This is a genomic window from Kribbella jiaozuonensis (assembly GCF_005233875.1).
Lineage (GTDB): Bacteria > Actinomycetota > Actinomycetes > Propionibacteriales > Kribbellaceae > Kribbella > Kribbella jiaozuonensis.
Genome location: NZ_SZPZ01000003.1, coordinates 1,232,483 through 1,253,423 on the forward strand (window position 1 = coordinate 1,232,483; position 20,941 = coordinate 1,253,423).

General features: G+C 68.1%; 18 protein-coding genes. 12 read left to right on the forward strand and 6 right to left on the reverse strand.

What is annotated here, in order from left to right:
- Positions 1-2 precede the first annotated feature (2 nt).
- Genes nuoF through FDA38_RS25750 form a run of 10 tightly spaced genes read left to right on the forward strand, consistent with a single transcriptional unit; the run spans position 3 to position 12,697 of the window.
- Positions 3-1,313 carry an NADH-quinone oxidoreductase subunit NuoF gene (gene nuoF, locus FDA38_RS25705; protein ID WP_137256608.1) on the forward strand — a complete coding sequence of 437 codons (1,311 nt, stop codon included), beginning with the start codon at positions 3-5 and terminating at the stop codon, positions 1,311-1,313.
- Positions 1,310-3,748 carry an NADH-quinone oxidoreductase subunit G gene (locus FDA38_RS25710; protein ID WP_137256609.1) on the forward strand — a complete coding sequence of 813 codons (2,439 nt, stop codon included), beginning with the start codon at positions 1,310-1,312 and terminating at the stop codon, positions 3,746-3,748. Before nuoF ends, FDA38_RS25710 begins: the two co-directional genes overlap by 4 nt.
- Positions 3,745-5,058 (forward strand): NADH-quinone oxidoreductase subunit NuoH, encoded by a 1,314-nt coding sequence (gene nuoH, locus FDA38_RS25715; RefSeq protein WP_137256610.1) that lies wholly within the window; start codon positions 3,745-3,747, stop codon positions 5,056-5,058. Before FDA38_RS25710 ends, nuoH begins: the two co-directional genes overlap by 4 nt.
- Positions 5,051-5,599, forward strand: a complete 549-nt coding sequence (gene nuoI / locus FDA38_RS25720; RefSeq protein WP_137256611.1) for an NADH-quinone oxidoreductase subunit NuoI — start codon at positions 5,051-5,053, stop codon at positions 5,597-5,599. The genes nuoH and nuoI overlap by 8 nt, the downstream gene beginning before the upstream one ends.
- On the forward strand, positions 5,596-6,396 hold the full coding sequence (locus FDA38_RS25725; protein WP_137256612.1) for an NADH-quinone oxidoreductase subunit J: 801 nt from the start codon (positions 5,596-5,598) through the stop codon (positions 6,394-6,396). Before nuoI ends, FDA38_RS25725 begins: the two co-directional genes overlap by 4 nt.
- Positions 6,393-6,692, forward strand: a complete 300-nt coding sequence (gene nuoK / locus FDA38_RS25730; RefSeq protein WP_130441814.1) for an NADH-quinone oxidoreductase subunit NuoK — start codon at positions 6,393-6,395, stop codon at positions 6,690-6,692. Before FDA38_RS25725 ends, nuoK begins: the two co-directional genes overlap by 4 nt.
- An 11-nt stretch (positions 6,693-6,703) precedes the next feature.
- Positions 6,704-8,572 carry an NADH-quinone oxidoreductase subunit L gene (nuoL, locus tag FDA38_RS25735; RefSeq protein WP_137256613.1) on the forward strand — a complete coding sequence of 623 codons (1,869 nt, stop codon included), beginning with the start codon at positions 6,704-6,706 and terminating at the stop codon, positions 8,570-8,572.
- On the forward strand, positions 8,569-10,092 hold the full coding sequence (locus FDA38_RS25740) for an NADH-quinone oxidoreductase subunit M (RefSeq protein WP_137256614.1): 1,524 nt from the start codon (positions 8,569-8,571) through the stop codon (positions 10,090-10,092). The genes nuoL and FDA38_RS25740 overlap by 4 nt, the downstream gene beginning before the upstream one ends.
- A gap of 5 nt (positions 10,093-10,097) precedes the next feature.
- Positions 10,098-11,678 (forward strand): NADH-quinone oxidoreductase subunit NuoN, encoded by a 1,581-nt coding sequence (gene nuoN / locus FDA38_RS25745; protein ID WP_137256780.1) that lies wholly within the window; start codon positions 10,098-10,100, stop codon positions 11,676-11,678.
- Positions 11,675-12,697 carry a polyprenyl synthetase family protein gene (locus FDA38_RS25750; RefSeq protein WP_137256615.1) on the forward strand — a complete coding sequence of 341 codons (1,023 nt, stop codon included), beginning with the start codon at positions 11,675-11,677 and terminating at the stop codon, positions 12,695-12,697. The genes nuoN and FDA38_RS25750 overlap by 4 nt, the downstream gene beginning before the upstream one ends.
- Before the next feature lie 6 nt (positions 12,698-12,703).
- On the opposite strand, the gene qcrB is transcribed toward FDA38_RS25750, so the two are convergent.
- From qcrB to rarD, 5 genes are all read right to left on the reverse strand, one after another.
- Positions 12,704-14,065 (reverse strand): cytochrome bc1 complex cytochrome b subunit, encoded by a 1,362-nt coding sequence (gene qcrB, locus FDA38_RS25755; protein WP_137256616.1) that lies wholly within the window; start codon positions 14,063-14,065, stop codon positions 12,704-12,706.
- Positions 14,066-14,139: 74 nt separating this feature from the next.
- The gene (locus FDA38_RS25760; RefSeq protein WP_137256617.1) at positions 14,140-15,654 is read right to left on the reverse strand and encodes a phospholipase D-like domain-containing protein; all 1,515 of its coding nucleotides are present in this window, start codon (positions 15,652-15,654) and stop codon (positions 14,140-14,142) included.
- A gap of 24 nt (positions 15,655-15,678) precedes the next feature.
- Positions 15,679-16,143, reverse strand: a complete 465-nt coding sequence (locus FDA38_RS25765; RefSeq protein WP_137256618.1) for a cupin domain-containing protein — start codon at positions 16,141-16,143, stop codon at positions 15,679-15,681.
- A gap of 54 nt (positions 16,144-16,197) precedes the next feature.
- Complete coding sequence (locus FDA38_RS25770; protein WP_137256619.1) at positions 16,198-16,680, reverse strand: RrF2 family transcriptional regulator; 483 nt, start codon at positions 16,678-16,680, stop codon at positions 16,198-16,200.
- A 58-nt stretch (positions 16,681-16,738) separates the two neighbouring features.
- Positions 16,739-17,656: an EamA family transporter RarD gene (rarD, locus tag FDA38_RS25775; protein ID WP_137256620.1), complete on the reverse strand. Its 918-nt coding sequence runs from the start codon at positions 17,654-17,656 to the stop codon at positions 16,739-16,741.
- Between the two features lie 110 nt (positions 17,657-17,766).
- Here rarD and FDA38_RS25780 point away from each other — a divergent pair, with 110 nt between their 5' ends.
- Entirely contained in the window at positions 17,767-18,321 is a 555-nt protein-coding gene (locus FDA38_RS25780; protein ID WP_137256621.1) for a hypothetical protein, read from the forward strand.
- Between the two features lie 63 nt (positions 18,322-18,384).
- Positions 18,385-19,137: a sugar phosphate isomerase/epimerase family protein gene (locus tag FDA38_RS25785; protein ID WP_137256622.1), complete on the forward strand. Its 753-nt coding sequence runs from the start codon at positions 18,385-18,387 to the stop codon at positions 19,135-19,137.
- On the opposite strand, the gene FDA38_RS25790 is transcribed toward FDA38_RS25785, so the two are convergent.
- Positions 19,134-20,936, reverse strand: coding sequence for an HAD family hydrolase (locus tag FDA38_RS25790; RefSeq protein WP_137256623.1), 1,803 nt, complete (start codon positions 20,934-20,936; stop codon positions 19,134-19,136). The genes FDA38_RS25785 and FDA38_RS25790 overlap by 4 nt on opposite strands.
- Positions 20,937-20,941: the final 5 nt, after the last annotated feature.

Consider the following 20,941-nt stretch of genomic DNA (forward strand, 5'->3'; position numbering starts at 1 on the left):
CCATGACTGACACGCTGACCCCGGTGCTGTCCGACAACTGGGACCAGATCAGGTCCTGGCAGCTGTCGTCGTACCAGCGCTCCGGCGGGTACGACGCCCTCCGTACGGCGCTCGGGATGCAGCCGGCCGATGTCGTCACCGCCGTCAAGGACTCCGGTCTGCGCGGCCGCGGCGGCGCGGGCTTCCCGACCGGGATGAAGTGGTCGTTCATCCCGCAGGACAACCCGAAGCCGAAGTACCTGGTGGTGAACGCGGACGAGTCCGAGCCGGGCACCTGCAAGGACATCCCGCTGATGATGGCCTCGCCGCACACGCTGGTCGAGGGCGTCATCATCGCGTCGTACGCGATCCGCGCGTCGGTCGCGTTCATCTACGTGCGCGGTGAAGTGCTGCACGTGATCCGCCGGCTGCAGCAGGCCGTGCAGGAGGCCAAGGACGCCGGCTTCATCGGCCAGAACATCCTCGGTACCGGCTACGACCTCGACGTGGTCGTGCACGCCGGCGCCGGCGCCTACATCTGCGGCGAGGAGACGGCGCTGCTGGACTCGCTCGAAGGACGTCGCGGTCAACCTCGTCTGCGCCCTCCGTTCCCCGCGGTCGCGGGCCTGTACGGCTGCCCCACTGTTATCAACAACGTCGAGTCGATCGCGTCGGTTCCCGCCATCATCAAGAACGGCGCGGACTGGTTCGGCTCGATGGGCACCGAGAAGTCCAAGGGCATGACGCTGTACTCGCTGTCCGGGCACGTCGTCCGCCCGGGCCAGTACGAAGCCCCGATGGGGATCACGCTGCGCGAGCTGATCGACCTCGCCGGCGGCGTCCGCGAGGGCCACACGCTGAAGTTCTGGACGCCGGGTGGTTCGTCCACGCCGCTGCTGACGGCCGAGCACCTCGACGTACCGCTGGACTACGAGGGCGTCGGGTCGGTCGGGTCGATGCTGGGCACCAAGGCCCTGCAGATCTTCGACGACTCGGTCTGCGCGGTCCGCGCCGTACTGCGGTGGACCGAGTTCTACAAGCACGAGTCCTGCGGCAAGTGCACGCCCTGCCGTGAGGGCACGTGGTGGCTGGTGCAGATCCTCGAGCGCCTCGAAGCAGGTAACGGCACCGAGGAAGACCTGGTCACGCTGCTCGATCTGTGCGAGAACATCACCGGCCGCTCGTTCTGCGCGCTGGCCGACGGTGCGACCGCTCCGATCACCAGCTCGATCCAGCACTTCAAGGACGAGTACCTGGCGCACTTCGAGAACGGCGGCTGCCCGTTCGACCCGATGGCAAGCACTGTCTTCGCGACCGCTGGAGCTAGCGCATGACGATCCAAGCGAACCCGCCGGCCGGGTCGGAGGTGGAGCGGACCGACCTGGTCACCGTGACCATCGACGACATCGAGGTCAAGGTTCCGAAGAACAGCCTGGCGATCCGGGCCGCCGAGCAGATCGGCATCCAGATCCCGCGGTTCTGCGACCACCCGCTGCTCGACCCGGTCGGCGCCTGCCGGCAGTGTCTGGTCGAGGTCACCGACGCGGGGAACGGCCGCGGTATGCCGAAGCCGCAGGCGTCCTGCACGCTGACGGTTGCCGACGGCATGGTGATCCGCACCCAGGTGAGCTCGCCGGTGGCCGACAAGGCACAGCACGGGAACATGGAGTTCCTGCTGATCAACCACCCGCTGGACTGCCCGGTCTGCGACAAGGGCGGCGAGTGCCCGCTGCAGAACCAGGCGATGTCCAACGGCGGCGGCGAGTCCCGGTTCCACGAGTCGCACGGGGTCAAGCGGACCTACCCGAAGCCGATCAACATCTCGGCCGAGGTCCTGCTGGACCGCGAGCGCTGCATCCTCTGCGCGCGCTGCACCCGGTTCTCCGAGCAGATCGCCGGTGACCCGTTCATCGCGCTGATCGAGCGCGGCGCGCTGCAGCAGGTCGGTATCTACGAGAAGGAGCCCTTCGAGAGCTACTTCTCCGGCAACACGATCCAGATCTGCCCGGTCGGTGCGCTGACCAGTGCGGCGTACCGCTTCCGCTCGCGGCCGTTCGACCTGGTGTCGGTGCCGTCGGTGGCCGAGCACGACGCGTCCGGTGCGGCGATCCGGATCGACTACCGGCGCGGCAAGGTGATGCGCCGGCTGGCCGGCGACGACCCGCAGGTCAACGAGGAGTGGATCTCCGACAAGGACCGGTTCGCGTTCCAGTACGCGACCACCGGCGACCGGCTGACCCACCCGATGATCCGCGAGGACGGCGAGCTGCGGCCGGCGTCCTGGCCGGAGGCACTCTCTTTCGCGGCCGAGAAGCTGAACGCGGCCCGCGGCAACGCGGCGGTGCTGACCGGTGGCCGGCTGACCCTCGAGGACGCCTACGCGTACTCGAAGTTCGCGCGGGTCGCCCTGGGCAGCAACGACATCGACTTCCGGGCCCGGCCGCACTCCGCGGAGGAGGCGGACTTCCTCGCCGCCGCGGTGGCCGGCACGGGTCTGGGTACGACGTTCACCGATCTGGAGAACGCCGGCACCGTGCTGTTCGCTGGGTTCGAGCCCGAGGAAGAGGCAGCGTCGGTCTTCCTCCGGGTCCGCAAGGGCGTCCGGACGCACGGGACCAAGGTGTTCACGGTCGCGGCGCACCGCTCGCGCGGCATCGAGAAGCTGGACGGCGTCGCCGTACTGACATCGCCCGGTACCGAGGCCGCCGTACTCGGGGATCTCGGTAACGCCGGTGAGGCCGGCGCACCTGCCCGGGCCGCGCTCGGTACGGACTCGATCATCGTCGTCGGCGAGCGGCTGGCGAGCGTCCCGGGCGGGTACTCGGCCGCGCTGCGGCTGGCGCTCGACACGGGTGCGCAGCTGGCCTGGATCCCGCGCCGTGCGGGTGACCGGAGCGCGCTCGAGGCCGGCTGCCTGCCGGGTCTGCTGCCCGGTGGCCGCCTGGTGACCGACCCGCAGGCGCGGGTCGACCTGCAGGCCGCCTGGGACGTGGAGCACCTGCCGGCCGAGACCGGCAAGGACCTGACGGAGATCCTCGCCAACGCCGGATCGCTGCAGGCGCTGGTCGTCGCGGGTGTCGAGATCGACGACCTGCCCGACCCGGCCGCGGCGCTGGCCGCGCTCGAGGCGGCGCCGTTCGTGGTCAGCTTCGAGGTCCGCAACTCCCAGGTGACCGAGTACGCCGACGTGGTCTTCCCGGTCGTACCGCCGGTGGAGAAGTCCGGCACCTTCGTGAACTGGGAGGGCCGCGAGCGGTCGTTCCCGGTCGTGCTCAAGGTGCCGACCGCGATGCCGGACGTCCGCGCGCTGGCCGCGCTGTCGCAGGAGATGGGCCGCTCGATCGGGTTCAGCACGCCGGACGGCGCGAAGCGCGAGTTCGACGAGCTCGGCCGCTGGGACGGCGACCGTGCGCAGGAGCCGACGTACCAGGCCGCTCCGGCGCTCGGCGCGTTCGACTCCACCCGCCTCGCGACCTGGCGGATGCTGATCGACGACAGCCGGGCCTGCGACGGTGAGCCGCACCTGACCGCGACCGCGCGTACGCCGGTCGCCCGGATCTCGCTCACCACCGCACGCCGGGTCGGTGTCGCCGACGGGGACGAGCTGGTGGTGAGCACCGACGCCGGGTCGATCCGGCTGCCGGTCGTGATCACCCCGATGACCGACAACGTGGTCTGGCTGCCGACCAACTCGGCCGACTCCCACGTCCGCCGGTCACTGCACGCAGACCATGGCTCGATCGTGACGATCGCCGGAGGGAACGCATGACCATCCCACTCGCCGTGCCGGATGCGGGGGTCGGTCACGACCCCTGGTGGGTGATCCTGATCAAGGTCCTCTTCATCTTCGTCTTCCTGGTGGTGTTGACGCTGTTCAACATCTGGTGGGAGCGCCGGGTCGTGGCCCGGATGCAGCAGCGGATCGGCCCGAACGTGCACGGCCCGCAGGGTCTGCTGCAGTCGCTGGCCGACGGCGTCAAGCTGATGCTGAAGGAAGACCTGATGCCGAAGGGCGTCGACCGGTTCGTCTTCGTGCTCGCGCCCGCGATCGTCGCCGTACCGGCCTTCCTCACCTTCGCGGTGATCCCGTTCGGGCCGACGGTGCGGATTCCCTGGACCGACACCTACACCCGGCTGCAGCTGACCGACCTGCCGGTCTCGGCGCTGTACGTGATGGCGGTCGCCTCGATCGGCATCTACGGCATCGTGCTCGGCGGCTGGTCGTCGAACTCGACGTACTCGCTGCTCGGCGGTCTGCGCTCGAGCGCGCAGATGATCTCGTACGAGGTCGGCATGGGGCTGGCCCTGGTGACCGTGTTCCTGTTCGCCGGTTCGATGTCCACCTCGGAGATCGTGGCCGCGCAGTCGCACCAGACCGTGCACTGGTTCGGGACGGCGATCCCGCTGCCCGGGTGGTACGCGTTCCTGTTGTTCCCGTCGTTCGTGATCTACGTGATCTCGATGGTCGGCGAGACGAACCGGGCGCCGTTCGACCTGCCCGAGGCCGAGGGCGAGCTGGTGGCCGGCTTCCTGACCGAGTACTCCTCGATCAAGTACGCGATGTTCTTCCTGGCCGAGTACATCAACATGGCGACCGTGTCCGCGCTGGCCACCACGCTGTTCCTGGGCGGCTGGCGGGCACCGTGGCCGATCTCGATCTGGGACGGCGCGAACTCCGGCTACTGGCCGGTGCTGTGGTTCATGGGCAAGCTGATGGCCTTCATCTTCTTCTACATCTGGCTGCGCGGAACGCTGCCGCGGCTGCGCTACGACCAGTTCATGAAGCTCGGCTGGAAGATCCTGATCCCGATCTCGCTGGCCTGGATCCTGCTGGTCGCCACCGTCCGCGCGGTCGGCCGGGAGACCAACTTCAGCCGGACGACGCTGCTGGTCGCGGCCGCCGTGGTGCTGGTGATCGCGGTCATCAGCATGTTCGTCCCGCAGAAGCCGAAGGACGAGGACAAGCCTGAGGTTGCCGACGGCAAGGAATTCGACGCCTTCGCCGGTGGCTTCCCGGTTCCACCACCGATCACCACTCAACAGTCCGAGACGAAATCGGGGGCAGCCTCCCGTGGCTAGTGTCAAAGAGTCCCTCTGGGACCCGGTAGCCGGGTTCGGCGTCACCTTCCGGACGATGTTCCGGAAGGTGTTCACCGAGGAGTACCCGTTCGAGAAGAAGCCGACCGCACCGCGCTTCCACGGCCGGCACCAGCTGAACCGCTGGCCGGACGGGCTGGAGAAGTGCATCGGCTGTGAGCTGTGCGCGTGGGCATGCCCCGCGGACGCGATCTACGTCGAGGGTGCCGACAACACCGAGGGCGGCCGGATGTCGCCGGGTGAGCGGTACGGGCGCGTCTACCAGATCAACTACCTGCGCTGCATCCTCTGCGGTCTGTGCATCGAGGCCTGCCCGACCCGGGCGCTCACGATGACCAACGAGTACGAGCTGGCCGACACCAGCCGCGAGTCCCTCATCTACGAGAAGAAGGACCTGCTGGCGCCGCTGCTGCCGGGTATGCAGGAGCCGCCGCACGAGATGCAGCTCGGCGCGACCGAGAAGGACTACTACCTCGGTCTGACCGGTGCCGCCGTACCGGCCGAGGGGAGTGACGCGAAGTGATCACCCTGGTGACCGGCCCGCAGGTCGCGTTCTGGCTGCTGGCCCCGGTGATGATCCTGGCCGCGATCGGCATGGTGCTGGTCCGCAAGGCGGTGCACTCGGCGCTGCTGCTGGCGACCGTGATGATCTGCCTCGCGGTGCAGTACGCCGCCCAGGACGCGCCGTTCCTGTTCGCAGTACAGATCATCGTCTACACCGGCGCGATCCTGATGCTGTTCCTGTTCGTGCTGATGCTGGTCGGCGTCGACGCCTCGGACTCGCTGGTGGAGACGATCCGCGGTCAGCGGCTGCTGGCCGGGATCGCGTTCATCGCGTTCGGCGTACTGCTGGTCGCCGCCGTCGGCAACGCGACGTTCGGGCACCCGACCGGGCTGGCCGACGCGCAGCCGGACGGGAACCCGAAGGCGATCGCGGCGCTGTTGTTCGGCAAGTACGTCTGGGCGTTCGAGGTCACCTCGGCGCTGCTGATCACCGCGGCGATGGGCGCCATGATGCTGGCCCACCGCGAGCGGCTGACCAAGAAGCGCACCCAGCGTGACCACGCCGAGGAGCGGATCCGCAAGTACGCCGAGCAGGGCATCCACCCTGGTCCGCTGCCGACCCCCGGCGTACTGGCCCGGCACAACGCCGTCGACACGCCGGCGCTGCTGCCCGACGGGTCGATCGCACCGACCTCGGTTTCGCGCGTGCTCCAGGCACGTGGCACCGTGTTCCCCGAAACCGAGGAGCGCGAAGAGATCGAGACGGTCCGGGAAATCAGCGAAGGCGAGTACCCGGCAGAGGAGGACGACAAGTGAGCACCGAGCCGTACATCGTGCTTGCGGCGATTCTTTTCAGCATCGGCGCACTGGGCGTGCTGGTACGCCGGAACGCGATCGTCGTCTTCATGTGCGTCGAACTGATGCTGAACGCGACCAACCTCGCGTTCGTCAGCTTCGCCCGCCAGCACGGCAACCTCGACGGTCAGATCGCCGCCTTCTTCGTGATGGTGGTGGCCGCGGCCGAGGTCGTGATCGGGCTGGCGATCATCATGGCCATCTTCCGCACCCGTCGCTCGGCCTCGGTCGACGACGCCAACCTGCTCAAGTACTGAGGTAAGCACCGATGAGTCATGAGCTGACGTGGCTGCTGGTCGCGGTACCGGCGGTGTCCGCGGCGATCCTGTTGCTCGGTGGCAAGGCCACCAACGCATGGGGTCACCTGCTGGGCACGCTGGCGCCGCTGATCTCCTTCGCCTTCGGCGTCGTGCTGTTCTTCCAGATGCGCGGCAAGCCCGACGGCGAGCGGTCCGAGACGGTCAAGCTGTTCGAGTGGTTCTCGGTCGGCCACATCACGGTCGACTTCACCCTGCTGATCGACCCGCTGTCGATCCTGTTCGTGCTGCTGATCACCGGTGTGGGTTCGCTGATCCACATCTACTCGATCGGCTACATGGAGCACGACGAGCGCCGGCGGCGGTTCTTCGGGTACCTGAACCTGTTCATCGCCTCGATGCTGCTGCTGGTGCTGGCCGCCGACTACCTGCTGGTCTTCGTCGGCTGGGAGGGCGTCGGTCTGGCGTCGTACCTTCTGATCGGCTTCTGGCAGTACAAGACGACGGCAGCGGTCGCCGCGAAGAAGGCGTTCGTGGTGAACCGGGTCGGTGACATCGGCCTCTCGCTCGCGGTGATGAGCATGTGGGCGCTGTTCGGCTCCTCGGCCTTCGGCACCGTGAACGCCGGCGCCGAGCACCTGTCGAAGACCTGGGCCACACTGCTCGGCCTGATGCTGCTGCTGGCCGCCTGCGGTAAGTCCGCGCAGGTGCCGCTGCAGTCCTGGCTGCTGGACGCGATGGAAGGCCCGACCCCGGTGTCGGCGCTGATCCACGCGGCGACCATGGTCACCGCGGGCGTCTACCTGGTGGTCCGCTCGCACGCGATCTTCGAGCAGTCCGACGCCGCCTCGACCGCGGTGGTGATCGTCGGTACGGTCACCGCGCTCGCCGGCGCGATCATCGGTTGCGCCAAGGACGACATCAAGAAGGCGCTGGCCGGTTCGACGATGAGCCAGATCGGCTACATGATGCTGGCCGCCGGCCTCGGCCCGGCCGGGTACGTGTTCGCGATCTTCCACCTGCTCACCCACGGCTTCTTCAAGGCCAACATGTTCCTCGGCGCCGGATCGGTTATGCACGGCATGAACGACGACGTGAACATGCGCCACTACGGAGCCCTGCGGACGGCGATGAAGGTCACCTTCGTGACGTTCGGCTTCGGCTACCTGGCGATCCTCGGCATCCCGCCGTTCGCCGGCTTCTTCAGCAAGGACAAGATCATCGAGGCCGCGTTCGCGGACAACATCGTGATCGGTCTCTGTGCGCTGCTCGGCGCCGGTATCACCGCGTTCTACATGACGCGGGTGATGATGATGACGTTCTTCGGCAAGAAGCGCTGGGACGACGACGTGCACCCGCACGAGTCGCCCAAGGTGATGACGTGGCCGCTGATCATCCTGGCCGCGCTCTCCCTCGGCGGCGGTGCGCTGTACTTCGCCGGCCACTGGATCGTCGACTGGCTGACCCCGGTCGTCGGTCACGAGGAGGAGCACGCTCGGCTGAGTGCGACCGTGATGACGATCATCACGCTCGCGGTCGTTGCCGTCGGCATCGCGATCTCGGTGCTGATGTACCGCCGGGACATCCCGCGCGAGGCGCCGGCCGGCTCGCCGATCACCACGTTCGCGCGCCGTGACCTGTACGGCGACGCACTGAACGAGGCCCTCTTCATGCGCCCGGGCCAGTACCTGACCCGGACCCTGGTCTGGCTCGACAACCGGGGCGTCGACGGCCTGGTCAACGGCCTGGCCGCACTCTTCGGCGGACTGTCCGGCCGGCTCCGCCGGTTCCAGACGGGCTTCGTCCGTTCGTACGCACTCAGCATGGTCTTCGGCGCCGCATTCGTGGTCGTCGCCCTCCTCGCGGTGAGGTTGTCGTGAACATCGGTTGGCTGACCCTGTTACTGCTCCTGCCATTCGTCGGGGCCGTCGCGACGATGCTGGTGCCCAAGGCGAAAGGCCTGCTGGCCAAGCAGATCGCGCTCGGGTTCTCGCTCGTCACGCTGGTGCTGACCGTGATCGTTGCGATCGGCTACCACCGCAACGGCGCCGACGACTACGCCGAGACGTACACCTGGATCAAGGCCTTCGGCGCGCACTACGCGCTCGGCCTCGACGGTGTCGGCGTGGTGCTGGTGGTGCTGACCGCGCTGCTGTCGCCGATCGTGATCATCGCGTCTTGGAACGACGCACAGAACGGCCGCTGGTCGGAGAAGTCCTTCTTCGCCTGGATCCTCGGCCTGGAGGCACTGTCGATCGGCGTGTTCGCCGCGACCGACGTGTTCCTCTTCTACGTGCTGTTCGAGGCCACGCTGATCCCGATGTACTTCCTGATCGGCGGCTTCGGCGGTCCGCAGCGTTCGTACGCCGCGGTGAAGTTCCTGCTGTACTCGCTGCTCGGCGGTCTGCTCATGCTGGCCTCGGTCGTCGGCCTGTACGTCGTCTCGGCCAAGCACGGCGCCCCGTCGTACCTGCTGTCCGACATGGTGAAGCTGGACATGAGCCAGAACACCGAGCGCTGGCTGTTCCTCGGCTTCATGTTCGCGTTCGCGGTCAAGGCGCCGATGGTGCCGTTCCACACCTGGCTGCCGGACGCGGCCGGTGAGGCGACGCCGGGTACGTCGGTGCTGCTGGTCGGCATCCTGGACAAGATCGGCACCTTCGGGATGATCCGGTTCTGCCTGGGCCTGTTCCCGAACGCGTCCCAGTGGGCCACCCCGGTCGTGCTGGTGCTCGCGCTGATCTCGGTGCTGTACGGCGCGCTGCTGGCGATCGGGCAGACCGACATCAAGCGGCTGATCGCGTACACCTCGATCTCGCACTTCGGCTTCATCGTGATGGGTATCTTCGCGCTGACGTCGCAGGGCCTGACCGGGTCGACGCTGTACATGTTCAACCACGGTCTCTCCACCGCGGCGCTGTTCCTCGTCGCCGGATACCTGATCTCCCGGCGCGGGTCCGCGCGGATCGCCGACTACGGCGGGGTCGAGAAGGTGGCACCGGTGCTGGCCGGCACGTTCCTGTTCGCCGGCCTGTCCAGCCTCGCGCTGCCCGGTCTGTCGCCGTTCATCTCCGAGTTCATGGTGCTGGCCGGGACGTTCAGCCGGCACAAGGTGATCGCGGTGATCGCCGTACTCGGTATCGTGCTGGCCGCGCTGTACATCCTGCTGATGTACCAACGCACGATGACCGGTCCGGTCCGCGACGGGATCGAGAAACTGAAGGACCTGAACCCGCGTGAGGTGCTCGCGATCGCGCCGCTGGTGATCCTGATCATCGGCTTCGGTATCTACCCCAAGCCCGTGGTCGACATCATCAAGCCCGCGGTCGAATCGACCATGCAGCGGGTCGGCGTGACCGACAAGGCACCGCAGATCCCCGTGACGGAGGGACAGAAGTGAGCGCGATGTTGCTGCCGCTGGCGGACTTCACGGCGCCGAAGATCGAGTACAACGAGCTGGCTCCGCTGCTCGTCGTCTTCGGTGCGGCGTGCGTCGGCGTCCTGGTCGAGGCGTTCCTGCCCCGGTCCTTGCGGCACCTGGTGCAGCTGTCGATCACGGTGGTCGCCGTGGTCGTGTCGGGGGTCCTGACCGGCATCCTGATGAACGACAACAAGGAACTGATCGCCGCGCAGGGTGCGATCTCGGTGGACGGCCCCGCGCTGTTCACCTGGCTGATCCTGCTGGCGCTGACGCTGATCAGCGTGCTGCTGTTCGCCGAGCGGTCGATCGACGGCGGCCTGTCCGCGTTCGCCGGCCAGGCGGCCGCCGTACCGGGTTCCGAGGCCGAGCGGGAGGGTACGGCGGCCCGGATCGAGCACACCGAGATCTTCCCGCTGACCCTGTTCGCGGTCGGCGGCATGATGCTGTTCGCCGCGTCGAACGACCTGCTGGTGCTGTTCGTCGCGCTCGAGGTCTTCTCGCTGCCGCTGTACCTGCTCTGCGGCCTGGCGCGTCGTCGCCGGCTGATCTCGCAGGAAGCCGCGATGAAGTACTTCCTGCTCGGTGCGTTCTCGTCGGCGTTCCTGCTGTTCGGCATCGCGCTGCTCTACGGGTACGCCGGCACCATGTCGCTCGGCGGGATCGCGGACGCGCTGTCCACCCAGACCGGTGGCGACACGATCCTGCTGGCCGGGACCGGCCTGGTGGGTGTCGGCCTGCTGTTCAAGGTCGGCGGCGTACCGTTCCACTCCTGGACCCCGGACGTGTACCAGGGCGCCCCGACGCCGGTCACCGGCTTCATGGCGGCCTGCACCAAGATCGCCGCGTTCGTCGGTCTGATGCGGGTCTTCTACGTCGCCCTCGGCGGCACGCGCTGGGACTGGGCGCCGATGATGTGGATCGTCGCGATCCTCACCATGGTCATCGGTTCGATCGTCGCGATCACCCAGACCGACGTGAAGCGGATGCTGGCGTACTCGTCGATCGCGCACGCAGGCTTCCTGCTGACCGCGTTCGTCGGCCTCGCGCAGGCGGGCAGCGGCGTACACAACGGGATCACGTCGACCCAGGCGGTGCTGTTCTACCTGGTCTCGTACGGCTTCCCGACCATCGGCGCGTTCGCCGTCGTCACGCTGGTGCGCGACGCCGGGGGCGAGGCGACCCATCTGTCCCGCTGGGCGGGCCTGGGCAAGAAGTCGCCGCTGCTGGCCGGCATCTTCGCGTTCTTCCTGCTGTCCTTCGCCGGTATCCCGCTGACCGCGGGCTTCACCGGCAAGTGGGCGGTCTTCAGCGCGGCCTGGACCGGCGGCGCGTGGCCGCTGGTCGTCGTCGCCGTACTGTCGAGCCTGGTGGCCGCGTTCTTCTACGTCCGCGTGATCGTGCTGATGTTCTTCTCCGACCTGCCGGCCGACGCGCCGGACGTGGCGCTGCCCGGCTGGCAGACCACGTCGGCCGTTGCGCTGGGTCTCGCCGCCACGGTGGTTCTCGGTCTGGTTCCCGGACCGGTCCTCGACCTGGCGGCCCGAGCTGGTGAGTTCATCCGTTGAGTCCGACCCCGCTGCCGGCCGAGAGCCTGGGATTCGAGTTCGCCGACGCGGCGCTCGAGTCCCGGGTTCGTGCTGGGCTGGAACGGGTCGAGCAGGCCTTGCTCGACGCGACCCAGTCCGAGGCGCCGTTCGTCACCGCGGCCGCCCAGCACGTGATGCTTGCCGGTGGCAAGCGGTTCCGGCCGCTGCTGGTGCTGCTCGGCGCCGAGTTCGGCGCTGATGTCGCGTCCGACGAGGTGGTGAAGGCGGCGGTCGTCGTCGAGCTCACGCACGTCGCGACGCTGCACCACGACGACGTGATGGACGAGGCGGCGCTGCGGCGCGGCTCGTCCACCGCGAACGCGCGCTGGGACAACTCGGTCGCGATCCTGTCCGGCGACTGGCTGTTCGCCCGCGCGTCGGACCTGGTCGCGGACCTCGGGCCGGAAGCGGTCCGGATCCAGGCCCGCACCTTCGGCCGGCTGGTCGAGGGGCAGATCCGCGAGACGATGGGTGTCGGCGAAGGCCAGGACCCGTTGAAGCACTACCTGTCGGTGGTCGCCGACAAGACCGGTTCGCTGATCGCGACGTCCGCCCTCTTCGGCGCCCGGTACGCCGGTGCGTCGGAGGAAGTGCAGGAGTCGCTGCGGGCGTTCGGCGAGGAGATCGGCGTCGCCTTCCAGCTCGCCGACGACCTGCTCGACATCGCCTCCGAGTTCGACCAGTCCGGCAAGACGCCTGGCACGGATCTCCGTGAAGGCGTGCCGACGCTCCCGGTCCTGATCTTCCGCGCCCAGGCAGATCCCACGGATCCGAGGGACGCCCGGCTGCTGGATCTGCTGGACTCCGACCTCTCCGACGACGAGCGGTTGTCCGAGACGCTGGACCTGCTCCGCTCCCACCCGTCCTTCCAGCAGGCCGAGGACGACGTACGCCGCCGTGCCGCCGACGCCCGCAAGCTCCTCAGCACGCTCCCCGAAGGCCCCGGCCGGGAAGCCCTCGACACCCTCTGCGACCTGGTAGCCACCCGCTCCGTCTGACGCGAGTCACCTTCGGGTGAGGTGGAAACGCCGGTAGGCGGTGATCGGGCGGTGCTTCTCGACGTACCCGCCGTCCGGGGTGCGGGTGATCTGGCCGGTCTCGATGCCGTGTTTGACGACCTCCGCGTCCTGCTGCTGCAGGCCCAGGCAGATGCGACGGGTGATGGTGAAGGCGATCGGCGGGCCGAGGATCAGCAACGCCTGGAACAGGTGGATCAGCGCGTTCACCGACAGGTGGAACTGGACGGCCATCGTGTCGGCGCCGGCCGCGGCCCAGAGGACGCCGTAGAAAACGACTCCGGCCACACCGATGCCGGTGCGGATCGGGTTGCTGCGGGGGCGTTCGAGCAGGTTGTGCTCCCGTCGGTCGCGGGTCACTCGCTCCTCGATGAACGGGTAGATCCCGACGAGCGCGAGGAACAGCGTGCAGATCGCAACCGGGAGCAGGATGGCGAAGCTGATGGTCCTGCCCCACCACACGACCTCCCATCCCGGTGCCAGCCGCAGCGCTCCGTCGAGGAAGGCCAGGTACCACGCGGGACCGACTCCGGCCGACGTGTTCGCTGGATCGGCCGGACCGAACAGCCACACCGGGTTGATAGTCGCCAGCGCGGCCATCAGGCTCACCACTCCGGTGACGAAGCAGAACAGGCCCGCGCCCTTGACCACGGCGACAGCCGCCGGACTTCCCACCACGTTGTCCTCGGTTCGCCCGGGGCCGGCGAACTGCGCCGGCTTGTTCCTCAACGCGAGAAGCCCGCTGACGATGAAGAGCGCAAAGAGCAGTGCGGGTAGGACGATGACGTGCAGCGGGTAGAACCGCGTGATCACGTCGCCGGGGAAGTCTCCTCCGAACAGCAGCGCGGACAGTTGAGTACCCACGAACGGGGTCGCCTGCAGCACGCCGTCGAGTACGGCGAGGCTCGTGCCGGAGGCCATGTCGTCCGGGAGCGACGTACCGGTGAGGCAGGCGCCCAGCGTGATGATCAGCAGCCCGAAGACGACCACCCAGTTCAGTCGCCGCGGCCGGCGGAACCCGGCGGTGAAGAACAGCCGCAACAGGTGTAGCAGGATCGCCGCCACCATGATCAGCGCGCCCCAGTGGTGCATCTGCCGGATCAGCAGGCCACCGCGCATCTCGAAGCTGATCGACATCGTCGAATCGAGGGCCTGCGACATCTGTACGCCGTGCAGCGGTGTGTACGGGCCGTCGTACACAACGTGTTGGACCGACGGTTCGTACGGCACCATCAGCACGAGGCCGGTGAGCGTCACCACAACGAAGCTGTAGAAGGCGATCTGGCCGAACAGCAGCGACCAGTGGTCAGGAAAGACTCGCGCTCGCAGATTGCTCCAGGGACCATGCATGATTCGGCCCTCCTCATACATACGACCCCGCAGCACCCGAGACTGTGACGCCTCGTGTCACACCTCACAGGCTCCTAGAAGGAGTTCTGCCGGCGTGCGGCCCGTGGGCGGGCGTCGGGGTCGTAGAGGTGGCGGGCCAGCCAGGGGGCCCAGAGCGACTGGGTGCGGGTCAGGGGCTGTGGGTGATGGGCGCGGATGCGGCCCTGAGGGCGCGGGCCCTGCCGGTTTCCGGCGTACCACTGGTCAAGGCTGGCGGCGACGGACTTCCACTGCGCGAAGCCGGTGTGGGGATCGAGGTCGGGGGACTCGGTGCAGAGGTGCTCGGACCACAGTTCGTGGCGGAGGGAGCGGGCGAGTTCGGGGGAGTCGATTGCGCAGGTCAGTTCGCTGTCGTTGGTCCAGGAGCGGCGGTTGAAGTTGTCGGAGCCGCAGGTCATCCACCTGTCGTCGACGATGCAGACCTTGGCGTGGACATAGATCGGTACGCCGTTCTCGTTCTCGAGGTCGTAGATGGCGACCCGGTCGGAGTCGAGCCGGCGGAGTGCGTCCAGTTGGGCGTGCCGCGCGGGTGGTCCGCTGACCCGGCCGTCCTGGTCCGGGTACCGCGGTACGACGGCGATGATGCGCAGGTCCGGCGACCGCTGTAGGGCCGCGTGCAGTCCTTCGGTCACCGCGTCCGACCAGAGGTACTGGTCCTCGACGTAGATCAGCCTCTGCGCGCGCCCGAACGCCTTCAAATAGGCGCGCGCGATGCTGCGCTCGCCATCCGGCGCGAACGGGAATCCGGGATGCTTGTGTGCGTACGTCCGCAGTACCTGGACGGCATGCGGTCCGGCCGGCGGCGGGTCCGGGAACGCCTCCGGCAGGTTGCCCGGACGCCGCGGCATCCGGGCCAGCCGCTGCACCAGCATCCGGTACGGCGTACGCCGGTCCAGCGGGTGTGGATCGTCCCACCGTTCCACGAAGCACCTGAGCAGATCGCCAACCACCGGTCCGCGGACCTCGAGCGTCAGGTCGTGCCATGGCGCGCGGTCGCCGTACCGCGGATCCATCGGCGCGGTCTGCGGATCGCCCTGGTGGCGTTTGTCGTCGCGGCGGCCGTGGCACAGGTCGATGCCGCCGACGAACGCGACATCGGCGGCCGGATCGTCGTGGTGCCTGATGACGAAGAGCTTCTGGTGGTGCGAGGCGAGCCGGCGTACGCGTTGGTCGAGCAGGACCTCACCGCCGGCCTCGTTCAACTCGGTGCCGAGGTGCTGGTTTTGCTGGGCGTTGAAGCTGAGGCGATCGGAATGCGAGCGCCACAACAGCGCGCGGACCTCCACTCCGGACCGGGCCAGGTCGCAGAGCACCTCGCCGATGGACGGGCCGCCGTCGTACAGGACCTCGTCCGGATCGCCGCGCCAGTCGGTGAAGTAGACGCGATCACCCGGCCGCAGGGCGCACAGTTCGTCGTACAGATGCTGGAAGTACGTCGCGCCGTGCACCAGCGGCCGGACGAGATTCCCCTCGGTCCAGGCTCCGTCGGCATCGATGTCGGTGGCCGGATTGCCCCGCTCACCCGGCGTCAGGAACCACTCGTGCGTCATCTGCCCCAGGTGCCCCTACCCGGCTCAGTCCATGAGCCGACCCTGCCAGGTGGGGCTTTCGATGTAGTGGTTGTCGTACAGGTCGCTGGTCTTCGCGACCTCGGCCCAGTCGGTGTCGCCGCGGTACGCGCCTTCGAGCAGGCGGTAGTAGCCGAAGCGGGGCTTGGCCTGGGTGAGGACGAACAGGACCTCGGCGGGCTCGTCGCCCGCGGCCTCGAAGGCGTGCGGGGTGTTCGGTGGGACGAGCAGGAAGTCGCCCTGCTCGAGCGTGACGAGTTCCTCGCCGAGGAGCACGCGGAGCGATCCCTTCAGTACGAAGAACAGTTCCGCAGCCTCACGGTGCAGATGCGGGGGAGCGCCTTCCTTGCCGGCCTGGAAAACCGAACGGTGGCTGGTCAGATGCCCCTCGGTCTCGGTCACGTCGGCCAGCAGCGTGACACCGCTCGCAGCAAGTACTTCGGCCTCGTTGGCGCGGATCAGAACGGTCATGGCAGGATCTCCTTGGTATTCGAGATGTTTGATGTCCAGGATTAAGTCCTGGGTTCAGGACCTGAGGTTGGCGAAGCGATTTCGGGTGTTGTCCGGAGCGGCCGGGTTGAGGCGGACGACCTCGGCCGCGATGTCGGCGATCGACTTGCCGGCCAGCTCGCGGCGGTACGTCAGTTCGGCGCCGTGCATCGCCTGTGAGATCACGCAGATCTTCGTGTAGTCGGCCCGCGCGTCGGCGCCCGGACCCTCCTTGAGGATCTCCATGCAGCGGAACGCGTCATCCGGCCCGTCGATCGCGACGACGATGTCGAGCAGGCTGATGTTGCGCGGATCGCGGGCCAACTGGAAGCCGCCCTTCGGCCCGGAGACCGAGGTGAGGATGCCGGCCCGGGTGAGTGCCTGGAGCTGTTTGTTCAGGTACGCCGTCGGCAAGTTGTAGAAGGCTGCGAGCCGCTTGGCGGTGACCGCCTCGCCCGACGCCCAGCTGAGATTCACGCAGCTGTGCATCGCCCACTCGACGCCCTCGTTCATCTTCATAACCTGGATACTAAATGTCCTGAATAGCTGTCGTCAAGCGCGCCGCGACCGCTGGGCGTCAGATTGCGGAAGCGGTGACCGCGGCGCGTTCGAGGGCGAGAGTGCGGCGGCGGCTGTGCATGCTGTCGAAGGTGAACAGGGCCAGTGCGACCCAGACCAGGCCGAAGCCGGCCCAGCGCATCGGCGTCATCTGCTCGTGGAAGATCAGCAGGCCGCAGATGAACTGCATGATCGGCGCGATGTAGTTCAGCAGCCCCAGAGTGGTCATCGAGATCCGGGTGGCCGCGGCCCCGAAGAGCAGCAGCGGTACGGCGGTGATCGGGCCGGTCAGCAACACCAGCACGAGGTACGCCGTCCCGTGGTGCGTGACCGTCGCGTGGCCCTGCAGTCCGAGTACGGCGATCGCTATCAGCGCGAGCGGAGCAACGGTGCCGGACTCGACAGCCATGCCCTCGATCGCGCCGGCGCCGGCCTGCTTCTTCGCCAGGCCGTAGCACCCGAACGAGAACGTCAGGATGATCGCGACCCACGGCGGCTTGCCGTTCTCGATCGCCAGGCCGAGGACGGCCACGAAGGCGATCCCCAGCGCGGTCCACTGCATCGGCCGGAGCTGTTCCTTCAGTACGAAGACGCCGAGCAGGACGGTGAACAGCGGCGTGATGAAGTACCCGAGCGAGGTCTCCACGACGTGGCCGTGGCCGACGGCCCAGATGTACGTGCCCCAGTTCACCGAGATCAGGAACGCCGCCGCGATCAACGGCCAGCGCCGGCGTGGCTCCGCGAGTAGCGCCTTCACCCCGGCGAACTTCCGCAGTACGGCGACCAGGATCACGATCGTGACCAGCGACCAGAGGATGCGGTGGGCGAGCAGTTCGATCGCGCCGGAGTGGTCGAGAAGTTTCCAGTACAGCGGGAAGAGACCCCAGATCAGGTAGGCGGTGAACCCGTAGGTGAATCCTCTTCGCTGTTCCGGCACGGCGTCAGCGTAAGCCCGCGCGACAGTCGCATCCAACTACTTTGCTCATGACGTGAGACGGAGGGCCGTTAGTCTGTCCGGCGACCTGCCCCAACCACAGGAGGTAACCGATGTCGCCCCGACAGGAACTGCTCGACGCGTTGGTCGACGACGCGACCCGAACGGCGCTCGGGGCGACCGAGCTGAGCCCGGAGGATCGCGTCCTGGCCCGGCTGCGGGTGCAGGACGCGATCGAGCGGACGGCTACGCGAGCGCATGGCGATGTCATCGCTCTGGCCCACGGCGACGGTCATGGGCCGGAGGCGGAGCGGTTCGTGGCACATCTGGACACCAGGTACCAGGAGCAGGGCGGGCCGGATCCGGCGCTGCGGGACACGGCGGCCGGGAGACTGGCGGCTGAGCTGGTGGCGTCCGACGACAGGACGAACGGGTTCCACCCGTTGCTGAAGGGGCGGGCGGAGGACTACATCGCGCATTCGGTCACCGTCGCAGCGCAGGAGGCGGCGCAGAAGTTGCCCCATGGGCCGTCCCAGGCGCGTGCCGCCGCAGGGGCCGCCGCCGCGGCTGGTGCCGATGTGGTGGCTGCTCCGATCGACATCGCCACCAGCCGTCTGAACGATCTCCGAACCCACGACGCGAAGCGAGGCGGACCGTCGATCGGGTGATGTGGGGCGTGAGTCCGTTGGTGTGATGGGGTTGGATGGAAGGGTGAACACCAGGAGGCACGCGTGGGTGTGAGGACCGGTCTGGTCTCGGTGACGTTTCGGCAGTTGCCGGTCGACCAGGTGGTGGAGGTGGCGGCGAAGTCCGGGCTTGCGGCGATCGAGTGGGGCGGTGACGTGCATGTCCCGCTCGGCAATCTCGTCAACGCCAAACGGGTGCGGAACCTGACCGAGGTGCACGGCCTGCAGGTCGCGGCGTACGGCTCGTATCTTCGGGCCGGCAACGTCGATCGGGAGGAGATGCGCTCCGCGGTCGCCACCGCCGAGGCGCTCGGCGCACCCCGGATCCGGGTCTGGGCCGGCAACGTCGGTACGGCGGAAGCCGGCGTCGGCGACCGGATGGCGGTGACTCGCGGGCTGGGCGAGCTGGCCGATATGGCTGCCGGTGCTGGGATCGAGATCGCGATGGAGTTCCACCGCAACACGCTCACCGACGAGGTCGACTCGACGATCACGCTGCTGCTCGACGTCGGCGCGCCGAACCTCAAGACGTACTGGCAGCCGCCGGTCGACCTGGACGACGCGCAGTGCCTTCAGCAGCTCGAGGCGTTGATGCCGTGGCTGAGCACGGTGCACGTGTTCTCATGGTGGCCGTCCAACAATCGGCTGCCGCTCGCGGCCCGCGAGTCCTTGTGGCGCCCGGTCCTCGACCGCCTTGCCGTCGAGCCTCGCGAGATCAACGCGCTGTTGGAGTTCGTCGCTGACGACTCACCGGAGCAGTTCACCAAGGACGCCGCCGACCTGCACAGTTGGGTCTAACTGACGCGCTCCGAACCGCCCCGGCGCGCTCTGGCTGCGGCGTTGAGGCGGTCCGGGAGCGGGAGGTGAGCGACCCGGTTGAGGTAGCCCATGTCGCGGAGGATCGTGTGTGAGGCCGCGGCTGCCGCAGCTCCTGGCTGGTAGCCCGCCGCGAAGCCGACGGCTTCGAACATGTCGACGTCGTTGCTGCCGTCCCCGATCGCGACCGTGCGTTCGCGCGGGATCCCGAGCTCCTCGTTCCACCGACGGATCGCGGTGACCTTGCCGGGTCCGTCGACGAGTCCGCTGACCTCACCCGTCAGTACGCCGTCCTCGATCCCGAGCGTGCCCGCGGCGTACCGCTCGACGCCGAGACGTTCCGCGAGCGGCCCGACGATCGTGTCGAACCCGCCGCTCGCGATTGCGACCTCGTGGCCTGCCGCCTTCAGGTCGCGGATCAGATCCTCGACGCCTTCGCTCAGCTCGACGGTCTCCGCGACCTGGCGGACCAGCGAGGCGTCGACACCACGCAGTACGGCGATCTTCGCGCGGATCGACGTCTCGTAGTCCGGGGCGTGTACTGCGTTGACCTCGGGCAGCCGCCCGGCGAGCTCGGCCAGCGTGGCGAGGGTGTCGTGTTTGCTGATCGTCTGGTCGACGTCGAACACGAACAGGTGTTTCTGCATCGGAACGATGGGTTCCTTGTCAGCAGTCCCCGGGCTGAGCGCGTGACTCATCGCCGACGAGACCTCGCTCCGGACCGACGGCCGCCACTGTCCACGCGCCGGATCCCACACGCCGTTCGACTGATCCGCGGCGCCGTCCAGGAACGTGGTGATCGTGCCGACCATCTCCCCGAACTCCGGGTAGTCCTTAAGCTGCGCGATCCGCGACCGCAGCTGCTCGAACCCCTGGTGCCAAAGGATTTCGGTCTCGCCGTCCTGAGCCGGCGCCTGCCCGTAGAACCGATACGGGTACGGCGGTCCGCTGCGACCAGCCTCGCGCCAGTGCCAGTTCTCGGCCAACGCGTTCCGCAGCTTGTCGCCGTCCACCGGGCAGGTCTGCGCGATGTAGTACAGGTCGGCGATGTCCTTGAAGCGGGGAGCGAGGATGCCGTCGCCGACGCCGGGCTGGCAGGCGAGCGCCGCCATCTTGTCGGCCGCGAGATCCGCGACCGGCCGCAGCAGCGGCGTGATCGGCTGCAGACCAGGGAGTTGTACGCCGACGAGCGACCGCCGCGCGCGCTCGGACTCGCTCGTCCGCTGGATCATCGTCGGCAGCTTCACGTCGATCTCGATCGAGAAGCTGTCCCCGTCACGCCGTACGCCGAGTGGGCCGCGGGTGTCGTCGACCGGGTGTACGTCGACGGTGAAGACGGCATGTCCGCTGCCCGCGACCTTCACGTCCCGGGTCGTGTAGCGGACCAGTCCGCCGAGACCGACGCCGCCGTCGAGGGGCGCGCGGCCCTCCGGGGCGACCGCGAGGATGGCGTCGCGGACCTTGTCGACGTACTCGTCGGCGTCGAAGGCGCTGTTGTAGATGTCGAGATCGTTCGCCGTCCGCGCCATCTCGTACACCGGATCGATGTCGCCGCCGGCCGTCGCGGGCCAGCTTTCGGCGTACGCCGCGAGCGGGTTCGAACCGGTCGCCTCCCAGGTGTCGCCGTCCTGGTTCAGCAGGCTGATGAGGTCACCGGCGATCAGTTGGCGCTTCGCGCGGTCGGCCGAGAATCGCGGCGTACTGATGTCGTCGAGGTGCTTGGTGAGCGCAGCCCAGGTGCGGAAGGCGCGACGAAACTCGCGCACATCGAGGTGGCGCATGCCAG

Coding starts and splice junctions, on each gene's coding strand:
- FDA38_RS25780 (WP_137256621.1), top strand. CDS start 17,767: ATGTCGCCCCGACAGGAACTGCTCGACGCGTTGGTCGACGACGCGACC.
- qcrB (WP_137256616.1), bottom strand. CDS start 14,065: ATGCATGGTCCCTGGAGCAATCTGCGAGCGCGAGTCTTTCCTGACCAC.
- nuoH (WP_137256610.1), top strand. CDS start 3,745: ATGACCATCCCACTCGCCGTGCCGGATGCGGGGGTCGGTCACGACCCC.
- FDA38_RS25770 (WP_137256619.1), bottom strand. CDS start 16,680: ATGAAGATGAACGAGGGCGTCGAGTGGGCGATGCACAGCTGCGTGAAT.
- nuoF (WP_137256608.1), top strand. CDS start 3: ATGACTGACACGCTGACCCCGGTGCTGTCCGACAACTGGGACCAGATC.
- FDA38_RS25765 (WP_137256618.1), bottom strand. CDS start 16,143: ATGACCGTTCTGATCCGCGCCAACGAGGCCGAAGTACTTGCTGCGAGC.
- nuoN (WP_137256780.1), top strand. CDS start 10,098: ATGTTGCTGCCGCTGGCGGACTTCACGGCGCCGAAGATCGAGTACAAC.
- FDA38_RS25790 (WP_137256623.1), bottom strand. CDS start 20,936: ATGCGCCACCTCGATGTGCGCGAGTTTCGTCGCGCCTTCCGCACCTGG.
- nuoL (WP_137256613.1), top strand. CDS start 6,704: ATGAGTCATGAGCTGACGTGGCTGCTGGTCGCGGTACCGGCGGTGTCC.
- FDA38_RS25710 (WP_137256609.1), top strand. CDS start 1,310: ATGACGATCCAAGCGAACCCGCCGGCCGGGTCGGAGGTGGAGCGGACC.
- FDA38_RS25760 (WP_137256617.1), bottom strand. CDS start 15,654: ATGACGCACGAGTGGTTCCTGACGCCGGGTGAGCGGGGCAATCCGGCC.